General features: G+C 31.1%; 24 protein-coding genes. 18 read left to right on the top strand and 6 right to left on the bottom strand.

What is annotated here, in order from left to right; all coding sequences use genetic code 11:
* Positions 1-18: 18 nt before the first annotated feature.
* Both dapA and GXM21_RS06590 read right to left on the bottom strand, forming a co-directional pair.
* The gene (dapA, locus tag GXM21_RS06595; RefSeq protein WP_008537833.1) at positions 19-915 is read right to left on the bottom strand and encodes a 4-hydroxy-tetrahydrodipicolinate synthase; all 897 of its coding nucleotides are present in this window, start codon (positions 913-915) and stop codon (positions 19-21) included.
* Between the two features lie 247 nt (positions 916-1,162).
* Positions 1,163-2,578, bottom strand: a complete 1,416-nt coding sequence (locus tag GXM21_RS06590) for an alanine/glycine:cation symporter family protein (RefSeq protein ID WP_008537834.1) — start codon at positions 2,576-2,578, stop codon at positions 1,163-1,165.
* A gap of 626 nt (positions 2,579-3,204) precedes the next feature.
* Here GXM21_RS06590 and GXM21_RS06585 point away from each other — a divergent pair.
* Complete coding sequence (locus tag GXM21_RS06585; protein WP_008537835.1) at positions 3,205-6,639, top strand: DNA polymerase III subunit alpha; 3,435 nt, start codon at positions 3,205-3,207, stop codon at positions 6,637-6,639.
* 54 nt (positions 6,640-6,693) lie between these two features.
* Here the strand turns inward: GXM21_RS06585 and GXM21_RS06580 are convergent, their stop codons facing one another.
* Together GXM21_RS06580 and recA are read right to left on the bottom strand one after the other, a co-directional pair.
* Positions 6,694-7,161, bottom strand: a complete 468-nt coding sequence (locus GXM21_RS06580) for a regulatory protein RecX (RefSeq protein WP_008537836.1) — start codon at positions 7,159-7,161, stop codon at positions 6,694-6,696.
* Positions 7,145-8,215: a recombinase RecA gene (gene recA, locus GXM21_RS06575; protein WP_008537837.1), complete on the bottom strand. Its 1,071-nt coding sequence runs from the start codon at positions 8,213-8,215 to the stop codon at positions 7,145-7,147. Before recA ends, GXM21_RS06580 begins: the two co-directional genes overlap by 17 nt.
* 198 nt (positions 8,216-8,413) lie before the next feature.
* Here recA and GXM21_RS06570 point away from each other — a divergent pair, with 198 nt between their 5' ends.
* The 3 genes from GXM21_RS06570 to GXM21_RS06560 all read left to right on the top strand — a co-directional run bounded on the left by GXM21_RS06570 (position 8,414) and on the right by GXM21_RS06560 (position 12,183).
* Positions 8,414-8,743, top strand: coding sequence for a DUF5713 family protein (locus GXM21_RS06570; RefSeq protein ID WP_008537838.1), 330 nt, complete (start codon positions 8,414-8,416; stop codon positions 8,741-8,743).
* A gap of 87 nt (positions 8,744-8,830) precedes the next feature.
* On the top strand, positions 8,831-10,750 hold the full coding sequence (locus GXM21_RS06565; RefSeq protein ID WP_008537839.1) for a peptidase U32 family protein: 1,920 nt from the start codon (positions 8,831-8,833) through the stop codon (positions 10,748-10,750).
* 143 nt (positions 10,751-10,893) lie between these two features.
* Positions 10,894-12,183: an aspartate aminotransferase family protein gene (locus tag GXM21_RS06560; protein ID WP_008537840.1), complete on the top strand. Its 1,290-nt coding sequence runs from the start codon at positions 10,894-10,896 to the stop codon at positions 12,181-12,183.
* Between the two features lie 67 nt (positions 12,184-12,250).
* Here GXM21_RS06560 and zwf read toward each other — a convergent pair whose 3' ends face one another.
* The gene (gene zwf / locus GXM21_RS06555) at positions 12,251-13,642 is read right to left on the bottom strand and encodes a glucose-6-phosphate dehydrogenase (RefSeq protein ID WP_008537842.1); all 1,392 of its coding nucleotides are present in this window, start codon (positions 13,640-13,642) and stop codon (positions 12,251-12,253) included.
* Between the two features lie 37 nt (positions 13,643-13,679).
* The gene (locus GXM21_RS06550) at positions 13,680-14,633 is read right to left on the bottom strand and encodes a beta-propeller fold lactonase family protein (RefSeq protein WP_008537843.1); all 954 of its coding nucleotides are present in this window, start codon (positions 14,631-14,633) and stop codon (positions 13,680-13,682) included.
* Between the two features lie 312 nt (positions 14,634-14,945).
* Between GXM21_RS06550 and GXM21_RS06545 the strand changes: the two genes are divergently transcribed.
* From GXM21_RS06545 to GXM21_RS06480, 14 genes are all read left to right on the top strand, one after another.
* On the top strand, positions 14,946-15,224 hold the full coding sequence (locus GXM21_RS06545; RefSeq protein ID WP_008537845.1) for an acylphosphatase: 279 nt from the start codon (positions 14,946-14,948) through the stop codon (positions 15,222-15,224).
* 305 nt (positions 15,225-15,529) lie between these two features.
* The gene (gene aroQ, locus GXM21_RS06540; RefSeq protein WP_008537847.1) at positions 15,530-15,979 is read left to right on the top strand and encodes a type II 3-dehydroquinate dehydratase; all 450 of its coding nucleotides are present in this window, start codon (positions 15,530-15,532) and stop codon (positions 15,977-15,979) included.
* A gap of 3 nt (positions 15,980-15,982) precedes the next feature.
* Positions 15,983-17,062, top strand: coding sequence for a M24 family metallopeptidase (locus GXM21_RS06535; protein ID WP_008537848.1), 1,080 nt, complete (start codon positions 15,983-15,985; stop codon positions 17,060-17,062).
* A gap of 73 nt (positions 17,063-17,135) precedes the next feature.
* Complete coding sequence (gene efp, locus GXM21_RS06530) at positions 17,136-17,693, top strand: elongation factor P (protein ID WP_008537849.1); 558 nt, start codon at positions 17,136-17,138, stop codon at positions 17,691-17,693.
* A gap of 212 nt (positions 17,694-17,905) precedes the next feature.
* On the top strand, positions 17,906-18,295 hold the full coding sequence (locus tag GXM21_RS06525) for an Asp23/Gls24 family envelope stress response protein (protein WP_008537850.1): 390 nt from the start codon (positions 17,906-17,908) through the stop codon (positions 18,293-18,295).
* Between the two features lie 20 nt (positions 18,296-18,315).
* Positions 18,316-18,891, top strand: a complete 576-nt coding sequence (gene amaP, locus GXM21_RS06520) for an alkaline shock response membrane anchor protein AmaP (protein ID WP_008537852.1) — start codon at positions 18,316-18,318, stop codon at positions 18,889-18,891.
* Between the two features lie 20 nt (positions 18,892-18,911).
* Positions 18,912-19,163 carry a DUF2273 domain-containing protein gene (locus tag GXM21_RS06515; RefSeq protein WP_008537853.1) on the top strand — a complete coding sequence of 84 codons (252 nt, stop codon included), beginning with the start codon at positions 18,912-18,914 and terminating at the stop codon, positions 19,161-19,163.
* 18 nt (positions 19,164-19,181) lie between these two features.
* Complete coding sequence (gene nusB, locus GXM21_RS06510; protein WP_008537854.1) at positions 19,182-19,577, top strand: transcription antitermination factor NusB; 396 nt, start codon at positions 19,182-19,184, stop codon at positions 19,575-19,577.
* A gap of 57 nt (positions 19,578-19,634) precedes the next feature.
* Positions 19,635-20,837: an exodeoxyribonuclease VII large subunit gene (gene xseA, locus GXM21_RS06505; protein WP_163604691.1), complete on the top strand. Its 1,203-nt coding sequence runs from the start codon at positions 19,635-19,637 to the stop codon at positions 20,835-20,837.
* A 10-nt stretch (positions 20,838-20,847) separates the two neighbouring features.
* A complete protein-coding gene (gene xseB / locus GXM21_RS06500) occupies positions 20,848-21,087 on the top strand; it encodes an exodeoxyribonuclease VII small subunit (RefSeq protein WP_008537857.1) in 240 nt (79 codons plus the stop codon).
* Entirely contained in the window at positions 21,088-21,966 is an 879-nt protein-coding gene (locus tag GXM21_RS06495) for a polyprenyl synthetase family protein (protein WP_008537858.1), read from the top strand. It begins immediately after the preceding gene.
* Between the two features lie 21 nt (positions 21,967-21,987).
* Positions 21,988-23,865 carry a 1-deoxy-D-xylulose-5-phosphate synthase gene (dxs, locus tag GXM21_RS06490; RefSeq protein ID WP_008537860.1) on the top strand — a complete coding sequence of 626 codons (1,878 nt, stop codon included), beginning with the start codon at positions 21,988-21,990 and terminating at the stop codon, positions 23,863-23,865.
* 17 nt (positions 23,866-23,882) lie between these two features.
* Positions 23,883-24,692 (top strand): TlyA family RNA methyltransferase, encoded by an 810-nt coding sequence (locus GXM21_RS06485; protein ID WP_008537861.1) that lies wholly within the window; start codon positions 23,883-23,885, stop codon positions 24,690-24,692.
* 14 nt (positions 24,693-24,706) lie between these two features.
* A complete protein-coding gene (locus GXM21_RS06480) occupies positions 24,707-25,561 on the top strand; it encodes an NAD(+)/NADH kinase (RefSeq protein ID WP_008537862.1) in 855 nt (284 codons plus the stop codon).
* Positions 25,562-25,585 lie beyond the last annotated feature (24 nt).

The raw sequence follows: 25,585 nt of genomic DNA, 5'->3' as shown, positions 1-25,585 counted from the left end.
TTTTAGTTAAGTATAAAATTATTTGATTAAGTTAAATTTACGCATTGCTGTTTTTAATTGTTCAAGATGAGCATCTTCCATTTCGCAAAGTGGCATGCGTAAAGGACCCATATCAAAGCCCATTAAACGAAGTGCAACTTTTACAGGAATTGGATTTACTTCACAGAATAATGCTTTGATTAATGGGAAATATTCAATTTGTTTTTTCGCTGCTTCTTCAACTTTGCCATCAAAGAATAATTGGCACATATCATGTGTTTCTTGTGGCATAACGTTGGAAAGTACGGAGATAACACCTTTTGCACCTAAAGATAATAATGGAACGATTTGGTCATCATTACCAGAATAGAAAGTGAGTTTATCACCGCAAAGAGACATTGTTTCAGCAACTTGACTGATATTGCCACTAGCTTCTTTAACTGCTGCAATGCGTGGATGTTCTGCTAAAACAGCGTAAGTTTCTGGTGTAATACCTACACCTGTACGAGATGGTACATCATAAAGAATGATAGGTACATTTACATTATCAGCAATAGATGTGAAATGTTTGATAAGTCCTTTTTGTGTACATTTATTATAATATGGAGTAACTACTAATAAAGCATCAGCACCTGCTTTATCTGCATGTTGAGATAAATTAATAGCATATCTAGTATCATTAGAACCAGTACCTGCAATAACAGGAACACGTTTATTTACATAGTCAACAGTAAATTTAATAATTTCTTCATGTTCTTCATCTGTCATTGTAGCAGATTCGCCACTTGTACCAGCAATTATGATAGCGTCTGTACCATTGTTTAAGTTGAAATCAATTAAACGAGCTAATTCATCATAATTGATACCGTTTCCGTTTTCATAAAATGGAGTAGCAATAGCTACGCCTGCACCTTTAAATATTACATCTTTCTCCATAAAGAAAGCCTCCTTAATGCCATCTTTTGATGTGTTATCATAAATTATACAGGTAAATATTTATATTGTCTATAATATTTTAATTTTATGTATGATTTTAAAACATTTTTCTCTATTTTTATTTTTTATTATTGTAATGTTATAACTTTTTATTATTTGCGTAATAAATTGTAAAAGTGTATTTATTTATGATATAAAAAAGACTTGATTTATAAATTTTAAAATCAAGTCTTTTTATGTTTAATAATTATTTATTGTCATCTTTCCACCAATAAATACCGTCTTGTTTTGGTAAGATACTAGCTTTAAATACAGGATCTTTAATACCTTGTTTTTTCTGTTGAGTATAATCATCTAAAGCAATAAAAGCATATTTGCCTAAGAGTAAAATAGCAATGATATTTGTGATTGCCATTAAAGCCATGAATAAGTCTGCTAAATTCCAAACTAAGCTCAATTCAGCAACAGAGCCGAAGAATACCATAATTACAACAAGAATACGGAAAATATTTAAATATAATGGGTTATCAGACAAGTGTTTTATATTGATTTCTCCATAATAGTAGTTACCTACGATAGAAGTAAATGCAAATAATAAAACGATAATAGCTATACCAGTTGTAGCGATATCACCAAAATATAAGCTTAAATCGTATTGAATGAGCTGAATACCAGTTAAACCTGTTGCTTGATAATCACTGCTGAATAATACGATGAAAGCAGAAGCAGTACAGATAAATAATGTATCTACGAATACACCAAAAGCTTGGATAAGACCTTGTTTTACAGGGTGACTTACTTCAGCAGTAGCTGCGGCATTTGGAACAGAACCCATACCAGCTTCATTGGAGAATAATCCACGTTTAATACCTGTCATGATAGCAGCACCAAAGCTACCACCAGCAACAGATTCAATACCCCAAGCATCTTTGAAGATGACAGATAAAACAGTTGGTAATTCTGAAATATTATATATAGTGATAGCAAAAGCGATAAGTAAATAAATACCAGCCATGATAGGCACCATGTATTCAGTAACTTTAGCAATGCGATGTAAACCACCAAATACTACAATTCCAGAGAATACAGCAATAACAATACCAATCATAGTAGCATCAAAATTGAATGCAGTTTGTAAAGATAAGGAAATCGTATTGGATTGTACAGAATTGAAGATAAGTCCATAAGTAATACTGATTAAGATAGCAAAGAATACAGCTGTTTTAGGGCTATGAAGTGCATTATTAATGTAATAAGCAGGACCACCAAGATAGCCATTGCTATCAGTACGAGGTACTTTGTAAATCTGTGCTAAAGTACTTTCCACAAAACCAGTTGCAGAACCTAAGATAGCAATAATCCACATCCAGAAGATAGCACCTGGACCGCCGAGAACTACTGCAATAGCAATACCAGCAATATTACCAACACCTACACGAGAAGCTGTACTTACACAGAAAGCCTGGAAGGAAGAAATTTGTTGTCCTTCCATTTTATTGCCTGCATCACCAGCAATAAGACGTATCATTTCTTTGATAAATCTTATTTGTACAAATTTTGTACGAATAGTAAAAATAATACCAGCACCGATAAGTAAAATAATTAAAACATAACTCCATAAAATATCATTGATTTGACCGACTAATGAATTCAATAACTCCATTTAAACACCTTCTTTATAAATTAATATGTATATAATAACATATTTACAATATTTTGGGTAGAAATATATTTTATTAGTAATAATAGATTTATGTTACACAACACTTGTGATAAAATAAAGACAAAATATGTTGAAAAGAGGTGTTTGTGTAATGGAAAATTACATGAAAAAGCATTTCTTAAAATATAGGATATCAATAAAAATGTTAATCTGAATAATTATAATAATGATTATAATAAAAAATAGGTAGATTAAGATATTAATAATGATAAATAATAGTTAAAAAACAAGGTATTATGCTATTTATTTTAAAAATAATGAGTTAAATAAGTAATTTTATGACTTATTATATATTTGATGGAAAATGAAGATATAGTTTATTAATAATTTGTAAACATAGTGAAAAATAAAACTAAATCATAAATTTTTATATTAGAAGATAATTGATGGAATGTTTAAATTATCTTCTTTTTTATATTGTTATTTTAATGAAGAAAAAGAAGCTTTTATATTTGGTATAGATTTATTTTCTTTATAATAATCATATGTTAAAATTATTTTACTTAATATATTAGCTTTAATTTTATTTTTGAAGATATTTTATTATTTTAGAAAGAGAGGTCATAATGAAATTAGAAAAATCTGATGTAAATACTGTAGTTGAAAATCATATGGATTTTACTCATTTGCATGTGCATACAGAATATAGCTTATTAGATGGTGCTAGTAGAGTAAAAAAATTAATTGCACACGCAAAAGAATTGGGCATGAAATCTATAGCGATCACTGACCATGGTACTATGTATGGAACGATTGCTTTTTATGAAGAAGCTTTGAAACAAGGAATAAAGCCTATTATTGGTTGTGAAGTTTATGTAGCACCAAAATCTCGTTTTGATAATTTTGAAGTGGAAGGCACTCGTTATTATCATCTAATTTTGTTAGCAGAAAATAATAAGGGATATCAAAATCTCATTAAATTGGTTTCTCTAGCAAATATTGAAGGTATGTATTATAAACCTCGTGTGGATAAAGATTTATTGCGTCAGTATCACGAAGGTATTATTTGTTTGAGCAGTTGTATAGCGGGCGAAATTCCTCAAGCAATTATTCGTGATAATATGGAACGTGCGGAAAAATTAGTGCAGGAATATGTAGATATTTTTGGCAAAGATAATTTCTTTTTAGAAATTCAAAATCATCAAATTCCTGAAGAAGCTAAAGCGAACAAAGGATTAATCAGTTTAGCACAAAAATATGATTTAAAATTAGTGGCTACAAATGATATACATTATATAAAAAAAGAAGACAATGATTTTCATGATGTGCTTTTGTGTATACAAACAGGCAGAACTTTAGATGATAAAGATAGAATGAAATTTTATAATGATGATTTCTATTTAAAATCTGGTGCTGAAATGCTTGCTTTGTTTAAAGATACACCAGAAGCTATTACAAATACTTTGGAAATTGCAAATCGTTGTAATGTGAGTTTTGAATTTGGTCATTTACACTTACCAAACTTTCCTTTGCCAGAAGGTATGACTGATGAACAGTATTTGCATAAATTGTGTAAGGAAAAAATTCATAATAGATATGCTGAAGTTACAGAAGAAATACAACAAAGGCTAGATTATGAATTATCTATTATTCACCGCATGGGCTATGATAGTTATTTTTTGATTGTATGGGATTTTATAAATTTTGCTCGCAGTCAAAATATAGCGGTAGGGCCTGGTCGTGGTTCGGCAGCTGGTAGTATTGTAGCGTATATTTTGGGAATTACAGATATTGACCCACTGAAATATAGTTTACTCTTTGAACGTTTTTTAAATCCTGAACGTGTAACAATGCCGGATATAGATATTGACTTTTGTTATATTCGTAGAGATGAAGTTATTGAATATGTAAAAAGAAGATATGGCGATGACCATGTAGCACAGATAATTACTTTTGGTACGATGGCGGCAAAAGGTGCAGTGCGAGATGTTGGTCGTGTCATGAATATGCCTTATAACGAAGTGGATAAGATAGCAAAGTTAATTCCGCAAGAATTAGGCATGACTTTGGATAAAGCATTAAAAGATTCATCAGAGTTGTTGACTTTATATCAAGAAAATCTTGAAGTTCGTAAATTAATTGATTTTGCCAAAGATGTAGAAGGTATGCCACGCCATTCTTCAACTCATGCTGCTGGTGTAGTTATTTCTAAAGATCCTGTTACAGATTATGTACCTATTCAGATATCTGAAGGTACATTTGTAACTCAGTATGATAAAGATTGTGTTGAAGAATTAGGTCTATTGAAAATGGACTTTTTGGGATTGCGTACACTTACTGTTATTGCTGATGCTTTGACAAATATAAAAAATAATCGCGGTATAGAGATAAATTTAGATGAAATTCCACTTGAAGATGAAAAGACTTCGCAAATGCTTTGTCGAGGAGAAACAGGAGCAGTATTTCAGTTAGAGTCTGCTGGCATGACTACTTTGGTAAAAGATTTGCAACCAACTGGATTTGCTGATTTAATTCCTGTTATGGCATTGTATCGACCAGGGCCTTTGGGCAGTGGTATGGTAACAGATTTCATCAATGGTAGACATGGCAGAAAAAAAGTAACATATATTCATCCAGATTTAGAGCCAATTTTAAAAGAAACTTTTGGCGTGATTTTGTATCAAGAACAGGTTATGCAGATAGTTCAAGTATTAGCTGGTTTCACTTTAGGGCAAGCTGATATTTTGCGTCGTGCAATGGGTAAGAAAAAGCATGATGTCTTGATGTCGCAAAAAGAAAATTTCTTAAAAGGTGCCAAAGATAATGGTGTAGATGATAAACTCGCAGAAACTATTTTTGATTTATTATTACATTTTGCCGATTATGGTTTTAATAAATCTCATAGTGCTGCTTATGCACTTGTGTCATGGCGAACAGCATATTTAAAAGCTCATTATCCGCAGGAATTTATGGCGGCTATTTTGACTAGCTTGATGACAAGTAATAAAATTGGCGAATATATTGAACAATGTAAACATATGGGAATTGATATTTTGCCACCAGATATAAATGCTAGTCGTGATACATTTACTGTAGATAAAAATAGTATTCGTTTTGGTTTAGCTGCAGTAAAAAATGTAGGTGAAAATGCTTTAAAAACGATTGTAGATATTCGTGAAAAAGATGGTCTATTTAAATCTTTAGAAGATTTTTGTTCACGAGTTAGCAGTAGATGTATCAATAAAAGAGCTTTAGAAAATCTCATAAAATGTGGTGCATTTGATTCTTTGGGTTATAATCGCGCTCAATATATGGCTGTTTTAGATCAAGCTATGGATTTAGGCTCTAGACGTCAGAAAGATTTAGCTAGTGGACAGATGGATTTATTTGGTGATTTTATGGAGGAAGAAAAGAGCATTGATAAATTGGAAATGCCAAAAATGCAGGAATTTCCTAAAATAGAATTATTAAATATGGAAAAAGAAATCACAGGCTTTTATATCACAGGGCATCCACTAGAAGAATATAGAGAAAAAATACAGTATTTGACTACGATTGAAAGTCTAGAAAAGCAAAAAGATGGAAAATATATCTCTGTAGCAGGAATTATTCGCAAAGCAAAAAGAGTAACTACAAAAAAAGGCGATATGATGTGCTTTTTAGAAATCGAGGACTTTTTAGGTGTAGTAGAAGTCATTGTATTTCCAAAGGCATTTTATGATAATATTAATTATTTAGTGCCAGATATTCCTGTTGTAGTTAGAGGAAAATTAGATAAAAGTGATGATAATAATAAAATCATCGCTGATAAAGTAATTGGTTTAGAAGATTATACACCAGAATTTTGTATTATTGTAAAACCAGAGCAAGAAGATAATGCTTTCTTTAGCAAAATAACAGAAACATTGCAAGAAAATGCTGGCCCTTGCCCTGTTTATATGTATTTTATGAGCAGTAAAAAAATGATTAAAGGCAATCGAGAATTTTGGATTGATGGCAGTGAAACTGTAGTCAATAATCTAAAAAATCTTTTAGGCAAAAACTCAATTAAACAAAGATAATTTTCAATTAAAAATCCCCCAAAATAGATGAGTATTTTGGGGGATAAATTTATATTAAGGGTTATAAAAGAAATCTTCAATTGCTAAGCGAATAGCTGAATAATTAAATCCTTTACGATAAAGATAGCCTTGACATTTTAATTTGTCAGATTTGCTAGGAATATAACGGCTATTTAATAATCGCAAACAAACAGTATATTCATAATCTATTTCATCAATATCTGTTTCTTCTTGAGCATTTTGAATATCACTTTGAGAAAATCCTTTTTCCATTAATTTATATTTAATAGCTTTTATACTGCGATGTTTTTCATTGATATATGCTTGATATTGACGTTGGCATAAATCTGTATCGTCTAAATAATGTCGAGCAGTTAAGCGGTTAATGGCTTCTTGAATTTCTTCTGGTGCGTATTCTTTGCGTTTTAATTTTGTAATTAATTGCTGGGTACTATAAGGTCTTATAGCTAATAAATCAACAGCATAAATAAGTGCTGTTTTTGTATTATTTTGCTGTTTCATTATCAGCCGTTACTTTAGATTTTTTAGTTGGTTCTTCAACTTTTTCTTCAGTTTGTTCTTCTTGAACAAATAATTTTTCACGAATTTTATTTTCAATTTCTAATGCTGTGTCAGCATGTTCTTTTAAATACGCTTTTACGTTTTCTTTACCTTGACCTAAGCGAGTGCCTTGATAAGAATACCATGTACCACTCTTATCTAAGATTTCAAAAGCTGTACCCATATCAATTAAGCTACCTTCACGAGAAATACCTTCACCATACATGATATCAAATTCAGCTTGTTTAAATGGAGGAGCTACTTTATTTTTTACAACTTTAATTCGTGTTCTGCTACCTACAGGGTCATTGCCTTGTTTAATTGTATCGATTTTACGCACATCTAAACGAATGGAAGCATAGAATTTTAAAGCTCTACCACCAGTTGTAGTTTCTGGATTACCAAACATAACACCAACTTTTTCACGAATTTGGTTGATGAAAATTGCTGTTGTACGAGATTTGCTGATAATACCTGTTAATTTTCTCATAGCTTGAGACATTAAACGAGCTTGTAGACCAACATGAGAATCGCCCATATCACCTTCGATTTCCGCTTTTGGAACAAGTGCTGCTACTGAGTCAACAACTACTACATCAATAGCGCCACTGCGAACGAGTGCATCGGCGATTTCTAAGGCTTGCTCACCGTTATCTGGCTGGGAAATCAATAAATTGTCGATATCTACGCCTAATTTTTTGGCATAAACTGGGTCAAGAGCATGTTCAGCATCGATAAATGCAGCCACACCACCTGTTTTTTGTGCTTCAGCAACGATATGAAGTGCTACAGTTGTTTTACCAGAAGATTCAGGGCCGAAGATTTCTACTATACGTCCGCGAGGAACACCACCAACACCAAGGGCTGCATCAAGTGGTAAACAGCCAGTATGAATTACTTCGATATTCATATTAGCAGAAACATCACCTAATTTCATGATGGAGCCTTTACCAAAATCACGTTCAATTTGTTTTAAAGCACTTTCTAGTGCTTGTACTTTATCCATTTTATCCATGGGAATAAATCACCTGCTTTTTAAATCTTATCTAGAAATATATATAAATTATACTCTATCTATTCCTAAATAATCAAGCAAAATGTTCAGGTTTCCGAACAAAATAAACGGGATTATTTTTAAGAAAATTAGCTTTAATTTAGAATATATTGTATAATATCAAATATAATTATTTATTGGAGGGATATTTTTTATTAAATGGACAGTTTTGATGACCAGCATATTTTGTTAGAGGAATTATACGAGGATAGTTTTTATCCAGACTTTTTGATTGATAAAATCAAATATTTATTAGAAGATTTTATTAATTTTGTGGAACAAAAACCAAAAAATATGGCAGATGTTGGTGATAAAATTTATGATTTAATTCAAAATGCCAATAGTTTGCAATATGAATTTCTCGATAATGACAGCGAATATGATAATATAGCTAGAGAATGTCTTATTCGCAATTTAGAATATATTATTCAATGGTTTCATTTACCAATTAATTTAGAAGAAGCATTAGCAGAACGTGAATGGGATTAAGCCTATTTAATAATAAATGTTATTAATTTAAAAGCATAAAATTTTATGTTATACTTATAGTAGTTTATTTATTTGGAGGATTGTTTAATGTTATTAAATAAAAAGTCTGTAGAACTTTTAGCTCCAGCTGGCAATTGGGAAACATTAGTAGCTGCCATTGATGCTGGGGCTGATGCTATTTATTTGGGTGGAAAACATTTTAATATGCGTATGCTCAAATCAGACGCTAATTTTGATAATGAAATGTTAAAAAAAGCTGTAGAATATGCTCATGCTCATGGAGTAATGCTTTATATTACTATTAATAATTTAATTAGTGATGAAGAAATTCCAGAGCTTGAAGAATATTTGACTTATTTAAATGAAATACAGCCAGATGCTATTTTAATTCAAGATTTAGCTGTAGCTCAAATTGTGAAAAAACTTGGATTGAATATAACTATGCATGCATCTATCATGATGAATTCTCATAATAATGCTGCTATAAAAAAATTAAAAGAATATGGCATTCGTCGTGTCGTTGTTAGCCGTGAAATGTCTTTAAAAGAACTCAGTGAATTAAAAGCTGTAGACAGCGATTTTGAACTTGAATATTTTGTTCATGGTGATATGTGTATTTCTGAAAGTGGACAATGTATTCATTCTGGCGTTTTATTTGCTAATAGTAGTAATCGTGGTCGTTGCATGAAAGCTTGTCGTTGGCCATATAAAATCATTGATGAACAAACAGGTCAAGAACAAGAAACTACAACAGATGGCGATTATCGTTTAGCATTAAAAGATATGTGTATGTATAGAAATATTCCAGATTTAATTCAAGCTGGTGTATATTCTTTTAAAATTGAAGGCCGTATGCGCAGTGCTGATTTCGTGGCAAATATTGTAAGTATTTATCGTCGTGCCATTGATAATTACGTAGCTGATCCTGCTGGTTATCATATAAATGAAGAAGATTGGAAAAATCTTTTTGAAAATCGTGTGCGTGATTATTCCACTTGTTTTGCTATGGATAAACCTGAGAGTAGAGCTATTGGCTATACTGGAAAACGCGAACCAAGATTTTTCAGTTATGCAGCAAAAGAAGCAGATTTAGATTGTGAATGGCTCAATGATTTAGAAGCTATTAAAACTGCTGATAATAAACCAAAACTTGCTGTTAAAGCTGCAACTTTAGCACATGCTCGTGAAGCTTTAGCAAATGGTGCTAATATTCTTTATGTAGCAGGCGAAGTTTATCGTCCACATACTCCATGGACTTTAGGAGATATAAAAACTATTTTACAAGAAGCTCATAATGTTGGGGCAAAAGTAATAGTTAATACTCCTAGAACAACTTTAAAAGATCAATGTAGTGAATTAGAACAATTATGTCATGATTTAAATGAAATAAAACCAGATGGTATCATGGTAGGAAATTTAGGCGCAGCTACTATTGTACGTGAACTTACAGATTTACCTATTTATGCTGACCATAGTTTCAATGTATTTAATCATGTAGCTACAGAATTTTTACAAGAAAATGGCATTGTAAATGCAACAGCTTCTTATGAATTGCCTTATGCTCAAGTGAAAACTTTAGTTGAAAGCAGTAAATTACCAATGACAATCACTGTTCATGGTAATGTAGAAGCTATGATTTCTGATACAAATATTCCTGCATTGAATTTAAAATATGACCCACTTACTAATCCAGAATTTAATGATAAACATTTTGCTTTATTGGATACAGTTGGCGGAAAACATTCTATGCGTGTAGACCAATTTGGTAGAATTCATATTTTATTTACTAATGATTTATGTCTTCTTCCTTATATTGATAAATTAATGGGAGCAGATACTCTTCGTATCGAAGCTCAAGATTATACACTAGAAGTTACTGGTATGTTGACTAAAATTTATCGCGACGCTATTGATAATGGCAAAAATAACGATATGATCGAAAAAATCAAAGAAGTAAGTCCTCGTCCAGTTGGTATTGGTGTTTATCGTCATAAAAAATCTTATTAATTATTCATAGTCATTTTAGAATTGTCATTTTTATTTTAGGCTTTATGGCTTATTATATTAATGACAATTCTTTCTAATGTTTATTATCAATATTATTTATACATAACATTAGAAAATATAAAAATAATGAAAGGAAGTATATTATGTCTCAGTATTTAGGTCCTGAAAAATGTCTTGAAAAGAAAAAGAAATATATCATGCCTTGTTTAGGTCATTTCTTTGCTAATCCTCCTCAATTTGTAAAAGGTAAAATGCAATATCTTTATGACCATGAAGGCAAAAAATATTTAGATTGTTTTGCTGGTGTATCTGTTATAAACTGCGGTCATTGCAATCCTGAAATTACGCAAAAAGTAGCAAAACAAGTACAGACTCTACAACATGTTTGCAATATCTATTTAACAGAAGATATTTATAATTTAGCTGAAAAATTAGCTCAAGTAACACCAGGCAGATTACAAAAATCTTTCTTTTGCTCTACAGGAACAGAAGCAAATGAAGGTGCTTTGCTTTTAGCAAATATTTATAATGGAAAAAGTGAATTATTAGCTCTTCGCAATGGTTTACATGGTAGAACAAAACTCACTATGAACTTGACTGGTATCGGCATGTGGAGAACTGACCCAAATCCTGTAGGCGGTATTCATTTTGCACCAAATCCTTATTGTTACCGTTGCCCAATGGGTAAAAAATTCCCAGAATGTGATTATGCTTGTGCAAATGCTGTAGAAGATATTATCAGCTATGCAACTTCTGGAAATGTTTCTGCTATGATTTGTGAAACTATCCAAGGTAATGCAGGTATCGTAGTACCTCCAAAAGGATATTTTAAACGTTTAAAAGAAATCTTAGAAAAACACAATATTTTATTAATCATTGACGAAGTGCAGACAGGTTTTGCACGTACTGGAAAAATGTTTGCTATTGAAAATTATGATGTTGAACCAGATATCATGACAATGGCTAAAGCTTTAGGCAATGGTGCTCCTATTAGCTGTTTTATTTCTCGCAGTGAAATCGCAGATAAATACACTCGTCCTGGTGCTTCTACATTAGGTGGAAATTCTGTTTCTTCTACAGCTGGTATTGCTGTACTTGATTATATCGAAGAACATAATCTTGTCGAAAAATCTCGTGTTCGCGGAAAACAATTAAAAGATGGATTGATTGCTCTTCAAGAAAAATATCCATTTATCGGTGATGTTCGTGGTTTAGGCTTAATGGTAGGTGCAGAACTTATCAATCCAGATAAATCTCCAGCTCCAGATAAATTAGAATTTGTTGTAGAAACAATGAAAGATAGAGGTTTCCTCATCGGCAAAAACGGTATAGCTAGAAATGTTCTTGCTTTCCAACCACCACTTGTTATCAGTGAAGAAAATATCAATGATTTATTGAATAATCTTGATGATGTTATGTCTCAGGTAAAATAAAAATATAAATAAAAAATAAGTCCCTAGTAATTTATGTTACTAGGGACTATTTTTATAAGTTTTTTAATTAAAATACCCATTCATCGCCGAAGCGTTTTAATAAATTATCTGCTTCTGCAGGGCCATCAGAACCTTGTTCATATGTGAATACAGGAAGTTTATCCCAACGATATAAATCCTTTAAGTGTTCAACAAAGTCCCAACTTGTTTCTATTTGATCCCATTGAGAGAACCAAGAACGTTCACCTTTGATACAAGCTGTAATTAAGCGTTCATATGCTTCAGGAGTGTTTATTCTGCTAGAAATGGAACTACTCTGGCTAAAGTCCATTTTTGCTTGTGTAATTTCATCTGTATCCCCTGGAGTTTTCACATTAAATTGAAGATGTACACCTTCATTTGGTTGGATTTTTATAATTAAGATATTGCGTGGAGCAGAAATAAATGTTTGACGGAAAACGATTGCTATTTGCATTTCACGACAGCGAAGTTTTTTACCTGTGCGGATATAAAACGGAGTATTCCACCAACGTTCATTGTCAATAAATAAACGAAGTGCAGCATAAGTTTCTGTTGTAGAATCTGTAGGAACAGATTTTTCTTGACGATAGCCTTTATATTGACCTAAAACTAAACTATCGCGAACATCTTCTACAGGACGTAGTGCACGAAGTACACGTAATTGAGCATCATGCATAGCTGTAGTAGAGAATTGTTCTGGCCATTCCATAGCTACTATGGATAAGATTTGGAATAAATGGTTTTGAACCATATCTTTTAAAGCTCCGCTAGTGTCATAATAGCCACCACGTGTGCCAATACCTAAATCTTCAAAAGCGGAAATCTGTACAGATTCGATATATTGTGAATTCCAAAGGTTAGCAAATATAGGGTTAGTGAAACGAATAGTTTGGATATTGCGTACCATTTCTTTACCGAGATAATGGTCAATGCGATAAATGTTTTCTGCTGGGAAGAAAGTTTCTAATTGTTTGTTAAGCTCTTTAGCTGATTCTAAGTCTTCACCAAAAGGTTTTTCTAAAATAACTTTACCTAAAGAAGCTTCTTTTACTGCTTTTAATCCACTTGCGATTACGCCGAAAAATTTTGGAGCTACTGCAAGATAAAATACATGGTCATCAATATTTTCAGCAGTATAATATTCGGATAAACGAGCATATTCGTTTAAATCGGAGATATCCATTTTAAAATAAGAGATACGTTTAGCAAAAACTTCAAAAGTTTTTTCTTCATATGGTAAACGAGCGAATTTTTTTACCCAATCACGAACTAATTCACAATACTGTTCTGTAGTATAATCGCGTCTACCAATAATGATAATTCTGGATTGAGCTTCTTCAGCATTTGCTGCAGTCATATTGTACTGTGCAGGCATAAGTTTTCTAAAAGTCAAATCACCAGTACCACCAAAAATTGTAAAAGCTTTATTTAAAGACATGTTAACTCTCTCTTTCATAAATAAAAATAAATATATATTATAAAATTATACCTATAGCATGAGGTACTTTATCTGTATTGATTAATTTAACAATTTTTCCATTTGTTTTATCTAATTGGAAGCTACTCATATCATCAGTATCTTTATTTACGACTAAAAGATATTGTTCATCTTCACTTAAGATAAAATCTCTAGGGTGCATACCACCACTGTTTATTTGTTGAATGATTTTAGGTTCATTTTCAAGGCTGATAACAGTGAGTAAATCTGCTCCACGAGTGGAGATATATATGAAACGATTATCTTTTGTGATACGAATAGCAGCACTAGAAGTGTTATCAAGTTTATCTTTAGGTAGTAGATTTAATTTTGTATTCAAAGTAAATTCTAGATTATCTACGCTAAAATCAAAAAATTCACTGCTTAATTCACTTACTAAATAAAAATGAGAATAATCATGATTAAATACACCATGACGAGGGCCTGTTTTTGCAGGGAATGTTAAAGTTTTTACTAAATCATAATCATTATTTATATCAAAAATACGTACTTGGTCAAGTAGTAAACAAGGAACTATAAGATAGTTTTTATATAATACTACTTGATGGCAACCAGCTTTGTTTTGAATAGATATTTGTTTGATTAATTTTAATTTGTTGTTGACTATTTGATAAACCATAACTACACCATCATGGTAATTTGCAGTGTAAATGAAATCATCATGATGTTTTACAAAACATGGAGAACTGTTTTCTAAAAGTATTTCATCTAGTATAGTTTTGGTAGAAATATCAACTAGAGCAATACCACTTTTATTGTTTTTGCTAGTAGTGATGATAAGAATATTTTCATATCTGTCAACACATTTTGCATCGTCAATACTCAAAAAGGATTGGATATCAGAAATTTTGCCAGAATTTTCTTCATAAGAGAATTGATATATTCCTTTTGTTGATGCAGTATTGTAAGTACCAATATAACCAGTTAGCATAAAATAAACACTTCCTTAATTTTATATTTAAATACTTAGAATAAATTGTATTTAATTGGCACAAGCCATTAATATACTGATTATATAGTATAAATTATAAATAAACAAGTAAGAGTCATATCTTTGGTATAAAAATTTTTTATATAAACGATATGTTAAATTTTATTAAATCAAAAAAATATATAAGAAAAATTAATAATAGATGTACTTGTATTTGAAAAAAAAATAAACTATACTAAATTTAAATCAGTGATATATATTTATATCTTAAGTATATATTTATTGATATAAAAAAATAAGGAGTGTTTTTTTGTGGAACAGATTAAACGTTACAAAGCAGTAATCACAGGCAATGTACAAGGCGTAGGTCTTCGTGTTTTTGTTGTGGACAATGCAAGTAAACTTGGTATTACTGGCTGGGTAAAAAATATGGCAGATGGAACTGTAGAAATGGAAGCACAAGGCAATCCAGATAAATTAGATCAGTTATTTGCTACTATAAAAAAAGGTAACTTTATTATTAAAGTTGATAATATTGATTACACAGAAATTGACTGTGTTGAAGAAACATCATTTATCATTAAATACTAATGATAAATGATATGAAAATTAAAGATGCGTTATATAAGGAATTATGAGAGAGCAATGTCGATAAACTTTGGGATGGAGATTATCGACATTTTTTTATTTTCCAAGAATAAGATTTATACATAAAAATTTTAGTGAATTTGATAATATATTGATAGATAAAAATGAGCTTTAAAAACTAAAATGATGCATAAAATTTATAATAAATTATGAGAAATCGTTGTCAGTATTGACGTATTAATAGGATTTTCGTTATAATTGATATGTAAAATATAGATGTTAGAACTTGCTTAAGGATAGTGATTTTTATGAAAATAAATAAAGTATTAGTTATACATGGACCAAATTTAAATTTACTTGGCACTCGTGAACCAGAAATTTATGGTAGTATGACTATGCAAGATATTAATGAAGATTTAGCAAAACAAGCTAAGGAACATAATATCAAAATAGATTTTTTTCAAAGTAATCATGAAGGAGCTATTATTGATACTTTACATAATGCTCGTGGTCAATATGGCTATATTATTTTAAATGCTGGTGCATTTACACATTATAGTATTGCTATACGTGATGCTTTAGCTGCTATTGATATACCTGTAATAGAAGTACATCTATCTAATATCCACAAAAGAGAAGAATTTAGACATCATTCTGTAATTGCACCTGTAGTTGAAGGGCAGATTTGCGGTTTTGGCTTAGAAAGTTATAAATCTGCGTTATTTATTGCTATTAGTAGACTACAAAAAGAGGATTAAATTATGTGTCAAAATAATCGTATAGAAAAACTTAGAAAAGTATTGCAGGCAAATTATTGTGATGCAATACTTATAAGTAAAGAAGAAAATTTACATTATTTTAGTGGTTTTACAGGTGATGATACATTTTTAGTAATCACTTTAAATGATTGTTTTTTGATTACTGATTCACGTTATACAAAACAAGCTAGTGAACAGACTTCATTTACTATTATTGAACAAAAAACTGGCTTACTTAGCAAAACTGTAGAGCTTATAAAGAAATTAAATATTAATAGTTTAGCATTTGAAGGCAATGCTTTGATTTTTAATCAATATAATTATTTAGCTAAAAATTTAATTGATATTGAAGTTGATTTTTCTACATCTTTAGATTTAACTGAACTTCGCATTATAAAAGATGAAAATGAGATAGAATTGATAAAAAAAGCTATTAATATCAGTGATGAAGCATATTCGCATATATTGAAATTTGTAAAAGCAGGTATGAGCGAACAGGAAATAGCGACTGAATTAGAATATTTTATGCGCAAATTAGGCAGTGAACGACCTGCATTTACTACTATAGTGGCTTCTGGTGTTAGAGGGGCATTACCTCATGGAGTTGCTACAGATAAGTTGATAAATAATGGTGAATTTGTTACAATAGACTTTGGTGCTGTTTACAAGGGATATCATTCAGATATTACGCGTACTTTTTGTGTAGGAAAAGCAAGTGATAGACAAAAAGAGATTTATGATATTGTTTTGCAAGCACAATTATTAGGGCTAAAAGAAATTGCACCTAATAAAAGTGGCAGGGAAGTTGATTTTCCTGTAAGAGAATATATAAAAAATGCAGGTTATGGTGATTTCTTTGGGCATGGCTTAGGGCATGGTGTTGGTCTTGAAATTCATGAGTTACCTCGTTTATCGCCACTTAGTCCAACAGATAAGCTTAAAGAAAATATGATAGTTACTAATGAGCCGGGGATTTATGTGCCTGACTTTGGCGGTGTTCGTATTGAAGACACTGTTTTAGTTACTGCAAATGGATGCCAAGCACTTACACAAAGTGATAAACGGCTTGTTGAAATAATGTGACCGCAATAATTGAGAGTCGGGTATTTCACATTATATAAATAAATTAGATAATATATTTTGGAGGAATGTTTTAATGATTTCCAGCAGTGATTTCCGTACAGGTCTTACACTTGAAATTGATAACGGTGTATGGCAGATTGTTGATTTCCAACATGTAAAACCAGGTAAAGGTGCAGCTTTCGTTCGTACAAAAATTAAAAACGTACAGACTGGTGCAGTTGTAGAACGTACTTTTAACCCTAATGAAAAATTACCAGCAGCTCATGTAGAAACTAGAGCTATGCAGTATTTATATGAAGCAGATGGTATGTACACTTTCATGGATAATGAAACTTATGATCAGATTGAACTTACAAAAGAACAATTAGGTAGTGCATTAAACTTCTTAAAAGAAAACATGGATATTAGCTTACAGTCTTTCAAAGGCAATATCATTGGTATTACTTTACCAAACTCTGTAAATCTTGAAGTTGTTGAATGTGAACCAAGCGTTAAAGGTGATACTGCAACTGGTGCTACTAAAATGGCAAAAGTTGAAACTGGTTATGAAGTTCGTGTACCACTTTTCGTTAACGAAGGCGACGTATTAAGAATTGATACTCGTACTGGTAACTATATCGAACGTGCTTAATTAAATTAAAAAATAGGAATTGCATCTTTCTAATTTTGGAAAGGTGCAATTTTTATATTTTATTTTGATTTATAATTTTAAAATACTAGTTATTTTTTAATAACTTCTTAATGAAGCTGTTAGTTGTATATTTATGAATTTTTTGTTATAATTGATTTAATAATAAAAACTAAAACAATATAGACTGCTTTAGTTTCAAAGGAGGATTTAACATGGACGAAAAAAAAGGAATCAATAATGCATTAGGTACTATCCGCATTGCAGACGAAGTAGTAAGTATTATAGCAGGTCTTGCTGCTACAGAAGTTGAAGGCGTAGCAGGCATGAGTGGTGGTATCGCTGGTGGTATCGCAGAAATTTTAGGTCGTAAAAATTTCTCTAAAGGTGTAAAAGTTGAAGTTGGCGAAAAAGAAGCAGCTATTGATCTTTATATCATCGTAAAATACGGCGTACGTATTCCAGATATCGCATTAAATGTACAAGAAGCTGTAAAAGCAGCTATTGAAAATATGACAGGTCTTAGCACTGTTGAAGTTAATGTACATGTTCAAGGCGTTGGTTTCCCAGAAGATGTAAAAACTGAAGAAGTACGCGTTCGCTAAGTATAAGAAAGAGGAGTAGTATGAGCGTTATAAATCGTATCATCCTGTTCTTTTACGCTTTGGCATTTGGTGCAGTTTCTATTTTGACTATGGTATTATTCGCTAGATTTATTCCCGATGCTCAAATTTGGAATGAGTTCTTGTATTTATGTAGTCGCATGGAAACTGTAGTGGTTGCAGTAGTCATTTTTATTTGTAGTCTATATTTATTAATACAGAGTTTATCTACACATAGTAATGATGTATCAACAAATGAGGCTGTAATTGTGCAAGGGAAAATGGGAGAGGTTAATATCTCCTTAACAGCACTAAAAGATATGGCTGATAAGATTGCCCGTTCTATTACAGGGGTCCGTGATGTTAAAGTAAGATTGAAAATGACTAAGGCACCAACCAAAGATAAAACTTTAATACCTAATTTCAAGCTAAAATTAATTGTTGGTGAAGAAAGCAATATTGTATCAATTAGTGATGAAATAAAACAACAACTCGATATATATTTAAATAAATATATCGGTATTGAAAAGGCTAAAATTGATATCAATGTAGAAAGCATATCTAATAATTCTACTAACAACAAAAAGCGCGTTGTATGAAGTTTTAGCTGAGGTGCACAATGAAAGAATATATTTTAAATTTTATCAAATATCAATTACATGAACATTGTGGTAGAACTATTGGTGTTATTTTAGGATTTATAATTTCTTTAGCTATACTTATATTTGGTTTATTCACTACTTTATTTGTAATAGTTTGTATGGGAATAGGTCTTTATGTAGGTAATTTAATAGATAAAGATGATGAGTTTTCAGATAATATCTTATATAAAATCCAAAAAATCTTACCACCTTATTCACGTCGTTGGTAAAAGGAGCTAGTTTTTTATATGAGTCGCAGACAAGCGAGAGAAATCGCATTACAGTCATTATTTCAATTAGATTTTAATGAATGTGAAGTAGATAGTGCTATTGAAAATGTATTATCACATAAAAAACTTCATGAAGCTGATTGTGATTTTGTAAGAATATTAGTTAGTGGTACTAGAGAAAATTTAGAGTCTATTGATAAAATGATAGCGGAAAAGTCTAAAGACTGGAAAATCGAACGTATGTCAGGTATTGACAGAAATATCGTTCGTCTGGCTATATTTGAAATGAAATTCAGTTCAGATAAACTGGTGCCTAATATAGCAATCAATGAAGCTGTCGAATTAGCCAAAAAATTCGGTACAGATGATTCTGCCCGTTTTGTTAATGGTATTTTGGGCTCAATGATTAAATAACAATGTTTATTTGCCAGGCTAGTTACAGCCTGGCATTTTTATTTATATGAGGATATAATGGCAGGAAAAATTTACACAGTAAGTCAATTAAATAAATATTTACGACAACAATTTGATGATGATATTATTTTGCAAAATATCATGTTAAAGGGAGAAATATCTAATTTTAAAGTCCATTCTTCTGGACATTGTTATTTTACTTTAAAAGATAATTTAGCTAGTATAAAATGTGTAGCATTTCGTTTTAATGCTATGAAGTTTCGTTTTGCTCCGCAAAATGGAATGAAGGTAATTGCAAGTGGATATATTTCAATTTATGAAAAAGATGGCTTATATCAATTATATGTGCAAAATTTAGCGCCTGAAGGTATAGGTGAACTTGCATTAGCTTTTGAACAATTAAAAAATAAATTGAATGATGAAGGTTTATTTGATAGTAAATATAAAAAACAATTACCATTTTATCCTAGGCGCATAGGTGTTGTAACATCAAGAACGGGAGCAGTTATTAAAGATATTTGCCATGTAGCCAAAAGAAGAAATCCTTTGGTGAAAATCCTTTTATATTCTGTCTTGGTACAAGGCGAAAACGCAAGTAAAGAAATTGTTCAAGGAATAGAATTTTTTAATAAAAAATGTCCAGTTGATGTGATTATCATTGGACGAGGTGGTGGCTCACTTGAGGATTTATGGGCGTTTAATGAAGAAAATGTAATTCGTGCGATATTTGCTTCAAAAATTCCTATAATTTCAGCAGTAGGTCATGAAACAGATTATACTTTATCTGATTTAGTAAGTGATGTAAGAGCAGCAACACCTTCTCAAGCAGCAGAATTAGCTGTTGTAGAAAAAGATGCATTAGTAAATTATATTGAAAGTTTAAAAAGAGATTGTAGATATAAAGCATATAATCTTTTTTCAATCAAAGAAAATAAATTTAATTTATTATGGAAACATAGTATTTTTAGCGATAAAGAACGTTTATTGCAAAGTAGACAACAAGAATTAGATTTTTTAAATGAGCGTTTAAATAAAGTAGTAACTGATAAATATGTGAATAAATTTCATCAAATGGAAGTTATTGCCGAAAAATTAAAAGTATTAAATCCTCTAAATGTATTACAAAGAGGTTTTAGTATCGTAAAACAAGATGATAAATATATAAAAAATATAAAAGATATAGATATGGATAAATCACTAAATATCGAGCTTAGTGATGGTACTGTTGAAACTAAAATTGTACAAATAAAAGAAAAATGAGGTTTTTCTCATGGCTAGAAAAAAATTAACTTTTGAAAATGCTATGGAAACTTTAGAAGAAATTGTAAATCAATTAGAAGCTGGAGATATTCCATTAAATGAATTAATAGATAAATATAATGAAGGTATGAAATTATCAGCTTTCTGTTTAGATGAATTAAATAGAGCGAAAGATGCTATATATGCAGAAGTTGATGTAAAAGATAATAAAATAATTGAAAAGAAATTAGATATAGAAGGTGATTATTAAATGATGAAATCTTACATGCAAAGAAAAATGGATTTAATAAATCAGCAATTAAATGAGATTTATACAGAAAATATGGCACTCAATAAAGATTTAGCTAAAGCTATGAATTATAGTTTAATGGCTGGTGGAAAAAGACTTCGGCCTATTTTAATAATGGCTGCAGCTGATGCTTTAGGTGTTGATGGTGAAAAATTCTTGAGATTATCAACATCAATAGAGTTTATTCATACGTATTCTTTAATACATGATGATTTGCCAGCAATGGATAATGATGATTATCGCAGAGGAAAACTTACTAATCATAAAGTTTTTGGTGAAGCTTTAGCCATTTTAGCAGGTGATGCGCTGCTCACTATGGCATTTGAAATAATTGCCACTGATAAAAATGTAGATGCAGAAACTAAAGTAAAAATTATCACTGAAATGAGCAAGGCTGCTGGTGCAGAAGGTATGGTCGGCGGTCAAGTAATAGATATGCAATCAGAAAACAAAAAAATAGATATACAGACTTTAAAACAAATGCATGCTGCCAAAACAGGTGCATTATTTTGTGCTGCTATTCGTTCTGGTGCTATTTTGGCTGGTGCTGATGAAAAACAATTAGCTAATTTGACAGAATATGCTCGTCAATTTGGATTGGCTTTTCAAATTACTGATGATGTTTTAGATGTTGTTGGTGATGAAAAAACTATAGGAAAGCCTGTAGGTAGTGATGAAAAAAATCATAAATCCACATATGTTACTTTGGGTTCATTAGAAAGTGCAAAAGCTTTAGCGCAAGAAGCTGTGGATAAAGCAAAAGCGTCTTTAGTAGATTTTGGCGAGAATGCTGAATTTTTAAGAGCTTTAGTAGATTATTTAATTACTAGAAATAAATAAACTAAAGAAAGAGTGTTATATATGAATATTTTAGAGCAAATACATTCTCCGGCAGAGCTAAAATATTTATCTGAAACTCAGTTAGAAATTGTAGCCACGCAAATTAGAGAATTAATTATAAAAACAGTAGCTCAAAATGGCGGTCATTTAGCTCCTTGTTTAGGAACAGTAGAACTTACTTTAGCTTTGCATAAAGTCTTTTCTTGTCCACGAGATAAATTTGTTTGGGACGTTGGTCATCAGGCATATGCACATAAAATTTTAACTGGCAGATTAGAAAAATTTTCTACATTGCGACAAAAAGATGGCATAACAGGTTTTCCAAATCGTTTTGAAAGTGAATATGATGCATTTGGTGTAGGTCATGCTAGCACATCAATTTCAGCGGCATTAGGTATGGCAGTTGCTCGTGATTTAGACAATGAAGATTATAATGTAATTGCTATTATTGGTGATGGCGCTCTGACTGGTGGCGAAGCATTTGAAGGCTTGAATAATGCAGGAATGTCTAAGCGTAAACTAATAGTCATTTTAAATGATAATGAAATGTCTATTTCACAAAATGTAGGTGCGTTATCAGAGTATTTGTCACTTATTCGCATTGATGAAAAGTATAAACGTGCCAAAAAAGATATTCAGCGTATTTTGGGTAATATACCCAAAATAGGTGGTTCTGTTTTAAAAACAGCTAATTATGTAAAAGATGGTGTAAAAAATGCCATTGTTCCTGGTGGTATTTTTGAAGCTTTAGGTTTTAATTATATCGGAGCATTAAATGGTCATAGTTTAACTGATTTGATAAATGTTTTTGAAAAGGTTAAAGCAAATATTGATGGTCCAGTACTCATTCATGTACAGACTAAAAAAGGTCATGGCTATTTACCAGCAGAAAATAATCCATCTAAATTCCATGGTATTGGTAAATTTGATGTATTGACAGGACTACCTATAGCTTCTAATAGCATTGTACCTACGTATACTGCTGTTTTTAGTAGAGCATTGATAGATTTAGCCGCCAAAAATAAAAATATAACAGCGATTACAGCAGCTATGCCATCAGGCACAGGTTTACAAAAATTTGCTGATGTTTACCCTAAGAGATTTTTTGATGTAGGTATCGCAGAAGAACATGCTGTAACATTTGCTGGCGGTCAAGCTTGTATCGGTAAACGTCCATTTGTAGCATTATATTCAACTTTTGCTCAACGTGCTTATGATCAGGTTATCCATGATATATGTTTACAAAAATTACCAGTAGTATTTTGTTTAGATAGAGCAGGGCTTGTTGGTGAAGATGGCCCAACTCATCATGGTGTATTTGATATAGCATATATGCGTCAAATACCAAATATGGTAGTTATGGCACCAAAAGATGAAAATGAACTTCGTCAAATGGTATTTAGTGCAGTGGAATATAATTGTCCATGTAGCATACGTTATCCACGAGGAAACGCTTGTGGTGTTCCAATTGAAGAAGATGTAGAGATTTTACCTTTAGGCAAAGGCGAAATTTTACAAGATAAGGAAAATGCTACAGTAGCAATAATAGCTGTTGGTTCAATGGTAAAAGAAGCTATGGTAGCTAGTGAAAAATTATCATTAGAAAATATAAATTGTAGCGTTATTAATGCTCGCTTTATAAAACCATTAGATGAAGAATTAATTTTAAATATAGTTAAAAAAGTAAAATACGTAGTAACAATTGAAGAAGGTATATTAGCTGGCGGTTTTGGCAGTGCTATTTTAGAATTATTAAATCAAAATAAAATATATAAACCAGTAATTCGCATGGGTATACCAGATGAATTTATAGAGCAAGGTACACGCAATGAATTATTGAAAGAATGTAAATTAACAAGTGAAGATATAATACAAACAATAAAAGATTTTGAAGAATAGAAATAGGTGTGAAGTTAATGGCAAAAAAACGTTTAGATGTGATGTTAACAGAACAAAATTTAGTATCTAGTCGAGAACGTGCAAAAACAACTATAATGGCAGGCTTAGTATTAGTTAATGGTCAAAAAATAGATAAACCGGGAACTATGGTAAAAGAAGATGCTGTTATCCGTGTTTTAGGTGATAGCATAGGATATGTAAGCCGTGGCGGTTTAAAATTAGCGAAAGCCATCAAAGAATTTAAATTAGATTTAACAGATTTAGTTGTAGCAGATATTGGTGCTTCAACTGGTGGTTTTACAGATTGTTCTTTGAAAAATGGAGCAAAAAAAGTTTTTGCTATAGATGTAGGCTATGGACAATTAGCATGGTCATTGCGTACAGATGAACGTGTAGTGAATATGGAAAGAACAAACATTCGCTATGTTACACCAGAAGATATAGGTGAACCTATAAACTTTGCTTCTATCGATGTAGCTTTTATCTCTTTAGATAAAGTTTTACCTGTAGCTAAAACTTTACTTAGCGATGATGGTAAAATAGTTGCTTTAATAAAACCTCAATTTGAAGCAGGAAAAGATAAAGTAGGTAAAAAAGGTGTAGTTCGTGAAGCTAGTGTACATGAGGAAGTAATCAAAAAGATTGTAGATTTAAGTACACAATTAGAATTTGTACCTAGAGAATTGACATATTCTCCAGTAAAAGGGCCAGAAGGAAATATTGAATATTTAATTTTATTAGATTTAGATAAACAACATCAAAGTAATATTGATGACAATTTGATAAAAGATATTGTACAAAAAGCACATGCACAATTAGATAAATAGGGGGACAATATTTAATGAGAATAGCTATTTATCCTAATGTAACTAAATCAGGAGCTGGGGAGATTTTAGAAAGAGTAATAAAATTTGCTAATCAATATAATATTGAATTATTATTACCGCCAAAAGAAGGTAAATTTTTCTATCATGAAGAATTAATCAATCAAAACATTGAAAAAGAATATATTGATATGGCGATTAGCATCGGTGGAGATGGTACTTTATTAGGTCTTTGTAGAAGACTGGCTAAAAATGGTATACCTGTATGTGGTATTAATATTGGACATTTAGGATTTTTAGCAGATATTGAACCAGGAGAAATTGAAGCCAAACTGACAAAAATCATCAATAGACAATATAAAATAGAAGAGCGATTAATGTTGTCTGCATATATAAAAAGACAAGGGAAAATAAACTATATTGGCAGTGCTGTAAATGATGTAGTTGTAAGTAAATGCGGTGTATCACGTATGCTACATTTTGGTGTAGCTATCAATGATTATATGGTAACAAATTATAAAGCTGATGGATTGATAATATCGACTCCTACAGGTTCAACAGCATATTCTCTATCTGCTGGCGGACCAATTGTAAATCCTAAAGTAAAAGGAATTATATTGACACCAATATGCCCACATTCTTGCTTCATTCGCCCTATGGTTATTGATGAAAGTGAAAAAGTCACTTTGAATATCATCAATATCATTAGTATGACAAAGAGAAGCGTAAACTTAACATTAGATGGACAAGAAGGCGTTGATATTGAGCCAGATGATGAAATTATAATTGAAAAAGCGAATTTTCCAGCACAGATAGTTAGATTTGAAGATAAAAATTTCTATCAAACATTTATGAATAAACTCTGTTTATAATAGATAGATTTTTATTTTAAATTA

This window comes from Megamonas funiformis (assembly GCF_010669225.1).
GTDB classification, from domain to species: Bacteria; Bacillota; Negativicutes; order Selenomonadales; family Selenomonadaceae; genus Megamonas; species Megamonas funiformis.
This window is presented reverse-complemented; position numbering and strand designations above follow the sequence as displayed.